Origin of the sequence: Amphibacillus marinus (assembly GCF_900110345.1) — a bacterium.
In the GTDB taxonomy this organism is placed as follows: Bacteria; Bacillota; Bacilli; order Bacillales; family Amphibacillaceae; genus Amphibacillus_D; species Amphibacillus_D marinus.
This window is the reverse complement of sequence record NZ_FODJ01000002.1, coordinates 295957-308968: the sequence shown is the minus strand read 5'-3', so window position 1 is coordinate 308968 and position 13012 is coordinate 295957. Positions and strand designations below refer to the sequence as shown.

Here is a 13012-nt window from a genome sequence, read left to right as displayed (position 1 = left end):
CCCTTTAAATACAAGTTTGTCTGTTCAATTATTATTATAAGAGCATTTTTTTCTTAAACAATCGTTTAGAGGTGAAAGCGTATCCTATTTACAAAATTTCATGTTAAATACCTGTCTAATTGTAAATGCTATTTACAATAAAGGTGCTATACTAAGGAGGGGTGATAAAAATGATGCTTTCAGAGAAAATGACAGAAAATATCTTCTCAACGTCGGAACAAGCGGTCATTACTTACATGTTCGACCAACGTGAAGGTATGACAGATAAAACAATTAAACAAATTGCTGATGATACGTATACACACCCATCGACGTTAATTAGAGTGGCCAAAAAACTTGGTTTTAACGGCTGGATTGAATTAAAGGATGCTTTTTTGAATGAAATAGCTTATTTAAATAGCCATTTTAACAATGTTGATGCTAATTTCCCGTTTGATCAGGAAGATAATTTGTTAGCGATTGCGAATAAAATTGCGTTGCTTAATCAAACAACAATACAAGACACACTCTCATTAATAAAGCATGGTCACTTACAAAAAGCGACTAGTCTGTTAGAACAGGCCAAGGAAATTAAGATATTTGCCATGAATAACAATTTAATCTTGTGCCATGACTTTAAATCAAAAATGACAAGAGTTCATAAAAATATTCGTATTTGCTCTGTCGATCCCCGTTATGAAGCGGCTAATTCAGACGAAAACACTTGTGCCATTGTCATTTCTTATAGTGGTGAAACGGATCGAATTATTAGTTTGCTACCTATCTTGCAACGACGAAAAGCCTCCATTATTGCGTTAACGAGTATTGGTGAAAACACGTTGACGAACTATGCAGATTGCATTTTTCGAATAACGACCCGCGAAAAGTTAATTTCTAAAATCGATAGCTTTAGTTCAAATACATCTATTTGCTTTTTGCTCGATATTTTGTATGCTTCCCTTTTTTCACTTAATTATCAAGAAAATTTGGCCTATAAAATTCAAGTTGCCCGCTATTTTGATCATCGTCATAGTACCAATAAAGTTATACAAGACTCTGATGAATTTGAGGAGAAGGAATAAGCGATATGAAACGGGTTTGTTATTAATAAGAAACCATTGAAAATCTGCTTGCTTCTACCTCGAAAGCAACTGTGTTTCGATCAATGTGCTGCGAAAACCGGACGAGTCTTCGAGATAAAATCATATAAAAAAGTAATACGACCAAAATAAAAATTGTTGCAGTCAAGATTGCTGCAACTTTTTCTTTGTTGAGTCGTCTTTTTAGTGTGTGATATGTAGGGAGGGGTAAGATGGCAAATAAACACCCATTCGATGAGATAGAAAAACTTTATCAAGAGTACTATCAATACTTATGCCACTTCCTTATGGTCCTTACTCGCGATGGTGAGGTGGCCAATGATATTATTCAAGAGCTTTTTTCCAAGATACTAACTAATCCTTCATTAATTTCTGAAGTCACACATATAAAAAGCTGGTTAGTAAAAGCAACAAAAAATACACTGTTGGATTACTATAAGAAAAAGAGACCGGAATTGTTGAGCGATGAGAATCTAATTGAGACATTATTAATTCATAATCAAACACCGGAATTAAAAGTTATCGTAAATGCTCAAATTAACTCAATTTTAGCTAGCTTACCAAGTACAGACAAAGCTATATTGTTAGCTAAGGTTTACTATGGCTATGATTATCAGGAAATTAGGGAGCTCTTACATATCCCCATTTCTACCCTCAAGTCGAAAGTATTTAGAATGCGTAAACAGATAGCAAAAAGAAGGTGAAAAGGTGAACGATCAACAAAAGATTCATATTTTGTCCCAAGAGCTTGTTGGAATGATTGATGAGTTAGATCATGATGCAAAGCAAATTGTCCTAGACCATATTAGTGGTTGTCATGAATGTCAACAGCTCTATCATCAGCGCTTAACTAATGTAGGTAATCCTTCAGGTACAATAATAGTTGAACCTAAACAACCAGAACCTTTTAAAAAAATAATCCAATTTAATCGCAACTTAAAGCTTGTCATGTTCCTTGTTCGTACGTTTATTGTAGTCTGTATTCTTTATACAAGTTTTTATTTTTATAATTGGGACTTAGCCGGTTTGGCAGCGATTGAGTACATTAAGAATACGGTATTTTTAATTTACTTTCCTGCTATTATCTTCTTAACAATCTTTACAATGACATTCTTCAACAAGAAATGGTTTATGCTATTTATTTTGCTTGATTTCATCATTATTTTTTTCTTAGATACATTCATGTTAATTTTTTTTAATTGATGGAGGTGGCTAGATTGGCTGCAATTATTTGTTTTGGCATTTTTATTGGTATGCTTATTTTTCTGTTTACATTAATCATCACAAAGAAATCTGGAAAGATCTTCATGGCGCCAATTGTGACCTTATACATTGGTGTGGTGGTAATTATAATTGGTTCCTTCAAAATTGGCGGCTTTGAAGGAATTGGCTTTGGCTTCTTAGGAGCAATTATTATAGCGATCTCATTAATAGGAGCAGTATTAATGTTGTTTTTATTTCCAAAAATCAATGAACTTGAGTTGAAGATAAATAGACTTGATAAATGCCTTGTTTTTTTAATACCTTTGCTTTTGTTTGCAACTATCATGTGGACAATTGCTACAAATGAAGGCTATTGGGAGATTGAGCGAGGTTTCATCCCGGCCAGTGAGTATATCACAGATAGCTACTATGAATTGACAACCATATCTGAAGGGAAGAAACAAATCTATATTCAATTGGGGGAGGGGTATACCGGGAAGAAATTAATGATCGAGCGCGTAAAGACAGTTGGTAGTACAGAAGTTATTGTTGAAATTGAAGACGGTGGTGAAGAGCAATTGATTCCGTTCATCAGCATCGGAATAAACAAGATTGTTGAACCGTTTGTAGTAAAAACAATTGATGGCCAAATAATAGAATCTAAAATAGAGGTAATAACTAAATAGTTCGTGGCTGTCTTGCTAGTCATCTGTCGGGAGGGCAGTTAATTGCTGCTAATGAACCGAGTCAATAGTTTATCTTATTTAATAAAATGAAGAGGAACAATGGCTTATTATTATTATGAGCTAAAATAACTAAGCATAGAACCTGCATGTGAGTTGGTAAAGTAGCTCGACCTAGTGCTTAAATTATGCGTCACTTAGTACAATTTAATTTGACTAAGTGACGTTTTTTAGGTGGCTTATCTTATAAACAATCTTGCATCTCTCTTTCTAGTGTTAGTAGAAATTCTTTACGTTCAATCCCACCACCATAGCCTCCTAATTCACCATTGCTTTTGATGACTCGGTGACAAGGAATTAAGATGGCAATTTGATTAGCGCCATTGGCATTACCGACTGCGCGAACTTTTCCAGCATCGCCTAATTGTAAGGCGATATCCTTATAGCTACGTGTCGCACCTACTGGGATCGAGATTAACTGGTCCCATACTTGCTTTTGAAAGGCTGAGCCATCGTAGAACAGCGGGATAGTAAAGTGCGCTAGTTGTTTGTTAAAGTACAACTGGAGCTGTTTGGCTAGCTTTTCGTTCAGTTTGTTTTGTCCATAAATAATTCTAAAATTGTGTTTATTTCTTAATCTTTCGATTTCTCGTTCCAAACCACGACGATCAAGGAATTCTAGTAAATAAAGATAGTTATCATCTGCTAAGCTGATCATTCGTCCGATTGGTGTGGTCAAGATTGCCGCACTAAGGAGCTTGACTGAGGTCTTTTTAGCGGGATTACCCATGATTTTGGTAAACGCATCATTAAAGCCACTAGCTGACTCATAACCAGTTGCAAGCTGTTGGTCAATGACTTTACTACCATGTTTGATTTCCTTAAAGGCAAGACCCATGCGACGTGCGCGTGCATATTGGACAAACGTCATGCCATAAATCGTCTTGAATTTTCTTCTTGCTGAAGCCGAATGTAGCCCAATTTCTGCAAAATCACTTTCTTTCCACCTTTTTTCAGGTTCAGCTTCAACTGCTCTAATAAGCTGTTCGACTTCGATAGGGATCGCATGAGGGAAAGATAATGGGTTGCAAATTTTGCAAGGTCGATAACCCGCTAGCAAGGCTTGCTCTGCTAATTGATAAAATTCGCAATTCTCAAATTTTGGTTTTCTAGCTGTACAAGTTGCGTGACAGAAGATACCGGTTGTTTTTATGCCAGCAAAAAAAATCCCATCATAATTATGGTTCTTTTCAACGAGCGCCTGATAATACTCTTGTTTTTTTTCATTTGAAGTGATCATAGAATCGCCCCTTCTATCTGGTTTAGTATGCGTTGACATAATCAAATAATAAGTAATCTAAACAATTTACTTATCCAATTAAAAATCTTACTTCATTTTAATTATTCACCATTAGTAGAGGTAGAGAACGTGTTTAAATTTTAAGTTACTACGCATGCATCGTTATTCCTTCTCTCAGTTAGTTTAGCGCAGATTAACTGGCCAGTAATTAAAGCTACACTTTCCTTTAATTATAATGACAATAACCAAGTGGATCTTCCGAAAAATGAACAACTATTTTTTGACATAATGAAGTGAATGTTTTTGTTCTGCTTATGATAAGCTATAATTAGCCGGTTTACAATTATATTAATAATGAAATTGAGACAAGTAATATTAGGGGGTATCGATGAATTTCTTCGATCTTAGTTATTTACAACAGGGAAGTGAGAAGCAAAAGAAAGCCTTTCAATGCTTGACTGAGCTTCATTTACCTAATCAACTTGCTCGGTTTAATGCTTGTTTATGTGGGACGATCCCTTTGGATTTAATCATAGACAGTTCAGATTTGGACATTATCGCTGAGGTGAATGATTTTAATGCATTCAGAAGAGCACTTAACAAGTTTCGGCACTTAAAAGGCTTCAAATTAAAGGAAAAGCAAATAAACGGAAAGAAAGTATTAAAGGTGAATTTTTTTCACAAGGCATTTGAAGTAGAGGTGTTTGGACAACCTGTACCGGTTATTAAACAAAATGCCTACCTGCATATGGTTATCGAGAATCATCTCTTAGAAAAAAATGGGAGGTATTTTAGGGAGCAAGTTATGCAGTTAAAGCAGCTAGGATATAAAACCGAACCTGCTTTTTGTCGTGCACTTCATTTACCTGCTGAAAATCCGTACCTTGCGTTAATTGAATATGCGAAAGAACAGCAAATTATCTAAATTGTTGAAGCGAATGTTTTTTTCTTGAGCTTAGTAAATAATTTAAATGAAAAAGTTTTGCCTTAGTAGTTACCGGATGTAGCTTGTTAAATTAAGATGATTAGTCGAGCAAGTGAAACCATTTTTTTTGGAACGACAGAGCACGGCACGTTGATAAAAAAGTCAACATGGGTATTGCCAACTCTCCCAAACATGATCAAGGCTTCATGATTATTTTCAGTGTGAAAGTTGAGTTATTTAATAAGCGTTATCCATAGGGAATATCTGAAAGAGTGCTCTTAAAAATGCTCAAGATACAGAAGAGAAGATAAAGCCCTTCTCTTCTTGTGATTGCTAGCTATTTCAAGCCGATATTTCTCTGCAAGCTGTAATTTGTTATGTGATTATCATCTGATCCAATGCGGTATTCACTAAAAATCTCAAAACCATTCTTTCGGTAGAATTTAGTGTTTAATTCAGTATGGGTAACGAGTGTTAGTCTTCCGCCCCCTTGTTCGCTGATATAAGGGAAAATAAATGACTCAAATAATTTACTACCCAAGTTTCGTCCTTGATAGCCCTTAGCAACCGCTAGTCCTTCAACGTACCAGCTTTCTTTGCTATCTTTCATGCAGGCCTCTTTCATGTGTTCAAGCGTTCTAATGAGTTTAATCAATCGGCGAAGCCCGATTTGTGTTAATAGCGATAGTCCGCCGTTACGTAAGTATTGAACTAAAGTTGGACTATGTGAGCCTCTTTTTTTCAATAGAATAACTGAAACGATTTTCCCATCTAAAGTACCAACAAAACAGCTTTTCTGCTGAAAAAAGCACCGGGTATTGATATAATTAAGTTTAAACAGGAGCTGTTTATAATGGTTACTCCCGGCTAGGATATAGGTGAATAAAGGATATTCTAAAAATGATTCGGTAAACAATGTGGCAATTTCGTTCAATTCATTTTTTGTAGCTAAGCGGTATGATTCCATTGTGAGCCCCTTTTTAAATCATTTATTTTATTTTATTATAATAAGGATATCAGCCGTTTAGTATAGGTAATGATTGCTCTTTTGTTTATTAATGAACAAAAGAAGTATAATTGTTTAGGAATGGGGTTGTTAATGTGGCAGATAGACGTTCAATACGAACTAAAACGGGAATTAAACAAGCTTTTTTAACGTTATTGAATAATAAAACCATTTCTAAGATAACCATTTCTGAGCTGACTGAGCTTGCTGATATTGGTCGAGGGACATTCTATTTACATTATCAGGACATTTATGATCTGTATAGTGAAGTGGAGCAGGAAATGTTTACACAATTAAATAGGTTTTATGATGAATCCTTTCCCCTTAATGAACGCCGTGGAGTGGTGCATTTCATTAACAAAATGACTGATTACATTTATCATAACAAAACACTTTTTAATGTATTGATTAACCCCGAAGATACGCTACTAACTCCTGAGAAGTTTAAGCAAGCCTTTAAAGCGAAAATTCTCCAGGAAATGATTAAGGAAGACCATTATCCAAATCAGCCCACTATTCTGGAGGAGACGGAAAGTATGTTTATTGCTTCAGGTGTATTCGGCGTAATTGAGGACTGGATTATCCGAGGTATGGTAGAAGAGCCGACTGGAATGTCGCTGCGTATTGAGCAACTTTTGTTAAAACTAGAAACCTAAGAAAATTTGCTGTCAGCACATTCGTAAATCGACTTGTTGCAGTTATTCATTTAACTTGCCAGAGGAAATGGTGGCATCGTAAATGGGAGGTGTTGTGCAATGTATGAATTAAAGACAAAAGAAACAGATCAAAGTGTAATTGCTTTTATTGAAGAAGTAGCTAGTCTGCAGAAACGTGAGGACGCCTTTCGATTATTAGATATTTTTACCGAAACAACAGGTTTCGAAGCAAAGATGTGGGGGCCAAGTATTATTGGATTTGGCAAGTACCATTATAAATATTCGTCTGGTCATGAGGGAGATGCGCCTTTAGTAGGCTTCTCACCACGAAAAGCTAAAATTAGTTTGTACTTTGCAACCGGTGACGAAGAACGTGACAAGCTCTTGAAGGATTTCGGCAAGCATACTACTGGTAAAGCTTGTGTCTATATTAATAAAGTAGCCGATATTGATAGTGACGTTTTAAAGGCATTAATTAACCAATCTATTGTGTTTTTGAAGGAAACCTATCCCGGTTAAGAATTTTGAATGATAAGACCGCTAGCAAAGATTCTGCTAGCGGTCTTATTTATTATCACCTTTTTTTTATCGTAAAGGGGCAAAATCTGCAACCTTTTTCAAAATACGTTCAATTTCTTCAAGTGTATCTGGCTGGAGATTTACGTCAGCAGCTTTAATGTTTTCCTCAATCTGTTCTGGCTTACTTGCGCCAATTAAGGCAGAGCTCACACCTGGTTGGCGTAATACCCAAGCTAATGATAGCTGTGCTAAGGAGATATCGAGCTGCTGAGCAACATTATCTAACTGCTGCACAGATTCGAGCACATTGTCTTGCAAATAACTATTAATTACGCCATTAACACGATCATTAGCCGCGCGACTATTTTTAGGGATTTGTGCACCTGGCTTATATTTACCCGTTAGGATGCCCTGAGCGAGTGGTGAGAAAACAATTTGACCAATACCATGTTGCTTACTAACGTGTAACACATCTTCTTCAATATAACGCTCAAACATGTTATAGATCGGCTGGTTTGAAATAAGCGGATCAAGATTCAAACGCTTACTAATGCCAGTTGCCTCTGTGATTTGGGCAGCACTCCATTCACTAACACCTGTATATAAGACTTTGCCTTGTGTAACAAGGTCATCAAGCGCACGGAGTGTCTCTTCTGTAGGTGTTTGGTTGTCGTAACGATGGCAGAAATAAATATCAATATAATCTGTGCCCATCCGTTTTAGACTTGCTTCACATTGCTCCATAATATGCTTCCTTGATAGTCCACCATCATTTGGTCCATTACCCATCGGAAAAAAAACCTTGGTAGAGAGGACGTAACTTGATCGGATATACGGCTTTAGTGCGGCACCAATCGCTTCTTCACCCGCACCGCGATTGTAGGCATTTGCTGTATCAAAAAAATTAATTCCACAATCAAATGCTGTTTTTATACAGGCATCAGCAGCCTTTTGTTCGGATGCTGTTCCATAGGTTAGCCAACTACCAAGACCAAGCGCGCTGACTTTAACACCACTATTACCAACTCGTCTATACTGCATTGTTCGCTTCTCCCTTTTTAATTATATTCAGGTAACCAATTACCATGCTGTTCGATAAGATCATCACATAATGCCACAATGTCATCTATTGACAGCTCAGCAGCTGTATGAGGGTCTAACAATGCTGCTTGATAAATTTTTTCCTTTTTTCTAGTTAGAGCAGCTTCAATCGTTAAAAGCTGCGTATTAATGTTGGTCCGATTTAAGGCGGCTAACTGTTCTGGGAGTTCCCCAACATATGTTGGGGTTACCCCGCTAGCATCAACCAGACAAGGTACTTCAACTACAGCATTATCAGGCAAATTAGAGATTAACCGGCCTGTATTAAGAACATTACCACCAATTTTAAATGGTTGGTTTGTTTCCATTGCTTCAATAATATAGGAGCCATATTCATGGCTACGTTCGTGCTGAAGATTATGGTCATTGACTAAGTCATCGCGCATCTTCTTCCAGCCTTCAATTTGATGAACACATCGCCGTGGATACTCATCTAAAGGAATGTTATAACGATCAATTAATTCTGGGTAGTTACTTTTGATAAAATAAGGGTGATATTCAGCATTGTGTTCTGAGGATTCAGTCACGTAGTACCCGAATTTATCCATTAGCTCAAAGCGCACCATATCGTGATGCTTTTGCTTTTGTTTCTCTTGCGCTCGTTTCTTAATTTCGGGATACAAGTCTTGTCCGTTTTGGGTGATTTCTAATAGCCAGGCCATATGGTTAATACCAGCAATTTTCCACTGGATATTATCCTTTGACATTTCTAAGGAGTCAAGCAAGTGATCTGCACAAACTTGAACGCTATGGCACAACCCAACCGTTTTAATGCCTTCCTTTAGCATAACGTTTGTTAAGACTGCCATTGGATTTGTGTAATTCAGAAACCATGCGTCGGGGCAGACTTCTTTGATCTCCCGGGCAAATTCCTGCATAACTGGAATTGTTCTTAAGTTACGGAAGATACCACCAATGCCTAATGTATCAGCGATCGTTTGCCGTAAGCCGAATTTTTTAGGTGCTTCGAAATCAGTAATGGTACAAGGATCATAGCCACCTACCTGAATGGCATTAATGACGTATTTAGCATCTCGTAACGCTTCTTTTCGATTACGATAAGCCGTTACCGTTATCCTAGCATTCAAGCTCTTCTTGAGGTTGTTAAGCATAAGCTCCGAATCGTGCAAACGCTCATGATCAATATCAAATAGGGCGAATTCAAAGTTCTGCAATGCGGGAACGGTCATGCAATCACCAAGGACATTTTTAGCGAATACGGTACTACCAGCACCTAAAAAGGTAATTTTCGACATATGATACACTCCTTAATTTAAATCAATTTAGTTTCAAATTTATCTTAAGGGGATTTGCAAGCGGATACAACCGTAAATTTAGTTAAAATGTGCAATATATTGCTCCATCTTAATCAATAAATAATCGATCGACTGGCATGACAAACTTATTCTGACGGTACTGGGTCGGTGTCTCGCCAAGCGTAGCTTTAAAAACTTTGCTAAAATAATTATGGGATGCATAGCCTACAGTCTTCGCTATCTCATCAATCGATTGATCGGTGTGTCTTAAGAGCTGAAGTGCTTGTTCAATGCGAACTTTAGTTAAATACTGAACAGGTGTTTTGTGTAAAGTCCTCGTAAATAACCGAGTAAAGTGATATTTAGACAAGCCTGAAACTTTGACAATATTGTCTAAACTAATATCCTTAGCATATTGTGCTTTAATGAATGCCACCGCTTTGTTAATTGAAGCTGGGCGCTCGCTTTGTTGCTGTTGTTTAAATTCTAAGTAGTGCAAATACTCCATCAAAAAAGAATAGGCATAACCGCTAGCTTCAAAGGCATCCTTAATTCCGATTGTCTCGATAATTTCAATTATTTTAAAGATGTGTCTAATCGGACGAGTGTCAATTGGCATAGTAAAGATATGACCATGCTTGTGGGTAATGGTATGATAATGGCGCGCTGCTTCTTCACCATAGAGTGTAATAAAGATAAAATCCCAGTGATCTGAATCTGAAGGTAAATAGTAGCAATGATCACTCGGAATGTTAATGAGAAACGCTTCATTTTTTGTCAGCGTATATACGTTATCCTTAATTCGAATTCTGCCTTGCCCATTAAGGGTATACTGAAAGACAATGCGGTCTTGTTCTTGTCTTTTTAAGCCATCCCAACTATAAGTGTGACTGGTCCGTGATTCTTTACCAATGGTATGTAAGCCGGCAATGCGCTGTTGCACCTCCCCTTTAAAGCGAAACCCATACACTTTGTCTGGTGCCAATTAGAAGCCCTCCTTTAACTTGTTAGATTTAATCTCATATTACTAAACAAGTAAGTTATTTAAAACTGATTTGTGCAATAATAAGTATAATAATATAAATCCTTTACTTTTTTGGGCGTTTTGTTAGTTTTAATGTATTAGCAAAAAGAACAATGCAAAACAACTTATCTCATTGTAACGTTACTTTTCAAAAGTAATAACTTGCATGAGAAAAATTTAAAAAGGAGCATACCTATGAAATTAACCTTGTCAAATGGAGAAACGCTATCCTATATAAAGCGACCAGGTGGAGAGCGCATAGTCGTTCTTATCCATGGTAACATGGCAGCTTCCACACAATGGGATATTTTAATTAAGCAGCTAGATGATGAATTCACCATATATGCAATTGACCTGCGAGGATATGGTGATTCAACCTATAATCATCCGATAGAAACAATGAAAGACTTTTCAGACGATATTAAACTGTTTATTGACCATTTGGGTATAGAGCGATTTGATCTGATTGGTTGGTCAAATGGTGGTGGTGTCGCCCTACAATTTTCAGCGGATTATCCTAAACATGTTAGTCATCTTGTTTTACTTGCATCTATGTCTACAAGAGGCTATCCAGCCTTTGACCAAGCTGGTAATAGGGCTGATCAGAAGGAGGACCTTACTAAAAATGTTGGCCTATCAATGATGATAGAAGCACAACAGGCAGAGGATCATACTTTCTTTAGAAATGCTATGGATCAATTACTTTATGCTGACCATCAACCGAGTAAGGAACAGTATCAGTGCTATTTAATTAGTGCCACTCAACAACAGAATTTTATTGATGTAGCGCACGCGGCAAATTTATTTAATGTAAGTGCACAGTCAAATGGTTTAATAGACGGAAATGAAGCGGTCAAGAAGATTAAGGCACCAGTGTTAGTTGTTTGGGGAGTAAAAGACCAACTAACCTCTAAGGCTATGACGCTGGAGCTGATTGAGGATTTGGTAGCTGCTAATATTAGGCTGAGCTATCTGCCGGTTAACGCAGGTCACGCCTTGTTTGTTGATGATGCGCAAGCTATTTTACATGAATTGCATCAGTTCTTAAAGGTTAATTAGGAAGATAGAGCGCACATTTCTTCTAGGCTTATGTTTAAGCTTATAGTAGCTTGAAGAAGCTATAAAAGTCATCTGTGTTAAAATAGTGATATGCAATGGTTGAAAACCCGCGCTTAATCGATAATTAAAGATGCATTGCAGGCACAGGATTCGTCTTTTACGCCTGCGAATAAAACAAAGAGAAAGTAATAAATGTGGCTGGAAAGAGGAAAAAAGTTTAGTAGTTGTATGTTTTTAGCAAGCTTTGTTAAAGGGCCACTAGCTTTAATGCATATTAATAAGTGACAATTAGGAAAATAACAGCAGTACGATGAAAGGATAGGTGTGCAGATGAAGAAACACAAGATTTATACGATGAGCTTTGCTAAGGTCTATCCGCTATATATAGCTAAAGTAGAGAGAAAGGGGCGGACAAAGGCAGAAGTTGACGAAATTATCTGCTGGTTAACAGGGTATAACGAAGTGATGTTAGCTGACCTAATAGACAAGGAAATCGATTTTGAGACGTTTTTTGCCGAGGCTCCTGAGATGAATACATCTCGTTCTTTAATTAAAGGTGTCATCTGTGGTGTTCGCATTGAGGAAATTGAGGAACCTTTGATGAAGGAGATTCGTTATTTGGACAAGCTAATTGATGAATTAGCAAAGGGAAGAGCGATGGAGACGATTTTGCGGAAATAATTATCAAGCCAAGCTATCAGTTTAACTCATGCTGATAGCTTTATTTATTACAATAAACTAGTCTTGATAACTTTTTAAAAGAAGCTTATTTTATAACAGTACTTAAAAAGGTTTGAGAGCGTTTAGTTGACATGACACCATATAGTGTCTTATAATTATGACACTATATGGTGTCTAATAGTTAGAGGAGCTGAGACCATGAAAAATCAAATAGAGCAAGACGTCTTTGCAGCCATTGCTGACCCGACAAGGCGAGAGCTATTACGTCTATTATCAAAGGAAGAGGAGTTACCGCTTTATCGAATAACAGATCACTTTGAGATTGGCAGGACGGCGGTTTCTAAGCATTTAACGGTATTAAAGGCAGCGAATCTTGTCTATGATCGTAAAGAAGGTAGAGAAACACGTTATCGTGCTAACACACGACCACTTAAGGTCGTCAGAGACTGGCTCTCCTACTATGAAGTTTTTTGGAATGAAAACATTTTGCAATTGAAAAAAATATTAGAGGAGGAATAAC

The 13012-nt window shown here is 36.9% G+C and carries 15 protein-coding genes; 10 read left to right on the top strand and 5 right to left on the bottom strand.

What is annotated here, in order from left to right:
• Window positions 1–170: 170 nt before the first annotated feature.
• The 4 genes from BM000_RS05510 to BM000_RS05495 all read left to right on the top strand — a co-directional run bounded on the left by BM000_RS05510 (window position 171) and on the right by BM000_RS05495 (window position 2968).
• Window positions 171–1061 (top strand): MurR/RpiR family transcriptional regulator, encoded by an 891-nt coding sequence (locus BM000_RS05510; RefSeq protein WP_091495660.1) that lies wholly within the window; start codon window positions 171–173, stop codon window positions 1059–1061.
• 230 nt (window positions 1062–1291) lie between these two features.
• A complete protein-coding gene (locus BM000_RS05505) occupies window positions 1292–1783 on the top strand; it encodes an RNA polymerase sigma factor (protein WP_091495658.1) in 492 nt (163 codons plus the stop codon).
• 4 nt (window positions 1784–1787) lie between these two features.
• The gene (locus tag BM000_RS05500; protein WP_091495656.1) at window positions 1788–2282 is read left to right on the top strand and encodes a hypothetical protein; all 495 of its coding nucleotides are present in this window, start codon (window positions 1788–1790) and stop codon (window positions 2280–2282) included.
• A 14-nt stretch (window positions 2283–2296) separates the two neighbouring features.
• Entirely contained in the window at window positions 2297–2968 is a 672-nt protein-coding gene (locus BM000_RS05495) for a hypothetical protein (RefSeq protein ID WP_091495654.1), read from the top strand.
• Between the two features lie 241 nt (window positions 2969–3209).
• On the opposite strand, the gene BM000_RS05490 is transcribed toward BM000_RS05495, so the two are convergent.
• Window positions 3210–4265: a bifunctional transcriptional activator/DNA repair enzyme AdaA gene (locus BM000_RS05490; RefSeq protein ID WP_091495652.1), complete on the bottom strand. Its 1056-nt coding sequence runs from the start codon at window positions 4263–4265 to the stop codon at window positions 3210–3212.
• A 388-nt stretch (window positions 4266–4653) separates the two neighbouring features.
• On the opposite strand from BM000_RS05490, the gene BM000_RS05485 reads away from it, so the two are divergent.
• Window positions 4654–5190: a DUF4269 domain-containing protein gene (locus BM000_RS05485; RefSeq protein ID WP_091495650.1), complete on the top strand. Its 537-nt coding sequence runs from the start codon at window positions 4654–4656 to the stop codon at window positions 5188–5190.
• Window positions 5191–5527: 337 nt separating this feature from the next.
• On the opposite strand, the gene BM000_RS05480 is transcribed toward BM000_RS05485, so the two are convergent.
• On the bottom strand, window positions 5528–6157 hold the full coding sequence (locus BM000_RS05480; RefSeq protein ID WP_091495648.1) for a GNAT family N-acetyltransferase: 630 nt from the start codon (window positions 6155–6157) through the stop codon (window positions 5528–5530).
• A 134-nt stretch (window positions 6158–6291) separates the two neighbouring features.
• Between BM000_RS05480 and BM000_RS05475 the strand changes: the two genes are divergently transcribed.
• Together BM000_RS05475 and BM000_RS05470 are read left to right on the top strand one after the other, a co-directional pair.
• Window positions 6292–6852 carry a TetR/AcrR family transcriptional regulator gene (locus BM000_RS05475; protein ID WP_091495646.1) on the top strand — a complete coding sequence of 187 codons (561 nt, stop codon included), beginning with the start codon at window positions 6292–6294 and terminating at the stop codon, window positions 6850–6852.
• A 99-nt stretch (window positions 6853–6951) separates the two neighbouring features.
• Window positions 6952–7371, top strand: coding sequence for a DUF1801 domain-containing protein (locus tag BM000_RS05470; RefSeq protein WP_091495644.1), 420 nt, complete (start codon window positions 6952–6954; stop codon window positions 7369–7371).
• Between the two features lie 66 nt (window positions 7372–7437).
• On the opposite strand, the gene BM000_RS05465 is transcribed toward BM000_RS05470, so the two are convergent.
• From BM000_RS05465 to BM000_RS05455, 3 genes are all read right to left on the bottom strand, one after another.
• On the bottom strand, window positions 7438–8412 hold the full coding sequence (locus BM000_RS05465) for an aldo/keto reductase family protein (RefSeq protein ID WP_091495642.1): 975 nt from the start codon (window positions 8410–8412) through the stop codon (window positions 7438–7440).
• 17 nt (window positions 8413–8429) lie between these two features.
• The gene (gene melA / locus BM000_RS05460; RefSeq protein ID WP_091495641.1) at window positions 8430–9728 is read right to left on the bottom strand and encodes an alpha-glucosidase/alpha-galactosidase; all 1299 of its coding nucleotides are present in this window, start codon (window positions 9726–9728) and stop codon (window positions 8430–8432) included.
• Window positions 9729–9837: 109 nt separating this feature from the next.
• Window positions 9838–10713 carry an AraC family transcriptional regulator gene (locus tag BM000_RS05455; RefSeq protein WP_091495639.1) on the bottom strand — a complete coding sequence of 292 codons (876 nt, stop codon included), beginning with the start codon at window positions 10711–10713 and terminating at the stop codon, window positions 9838–9840.
• 234 nt (window positions 10714–10947) lie between these two features.
• Between BM000_RS05455 and phaZ the strand changes: the two genes are divergently transcribed.
• The 3 genes from phaZ (at window position 10948) to BM000_RS05440 (ending at window position 13011) form a co-directional block, all read left to right on the top strand.
• Window positions 10948–11811: an intracellular short-chain-length polyhydroxyalkanoate depolymerase gene (phaZ, locus tag BM000_RS05450; RefSeq protein WP_091495637.1), complete on the top strand. Its 864-nt coding sequence runs from the start codon at window positions 10948–10950 to the stop codon at window positions 11809–11811.
• 330 nt (window positions 11812–12141) lie between these two features.
• Window positions 12142–12492, top strand: a complete 351-nt coding sequence (locus tag BM000_RS05445) for a DUF2200 domain-containing protein (RefSeq protein WP_091495635.1) — start codon at window positions 12142–12144, stop codon at window positions 12490–12492.
• A gap of 198 nt (window positions 12493–12690) precedes the next feature.
• The gene (locus BM000_RS05440) at window positions 12691–13011 is read left to right on the top strand and encodes an ArsR/SmtB family transcription factor (protein ID WP_091495633.1); all 321 of its coding nucleotides are present in this window, start codon (window positions 12691–12693) and stop codon (window positions 13009–13011) included.
• Window position 13012: the final 1 nt, after the last annotated feature.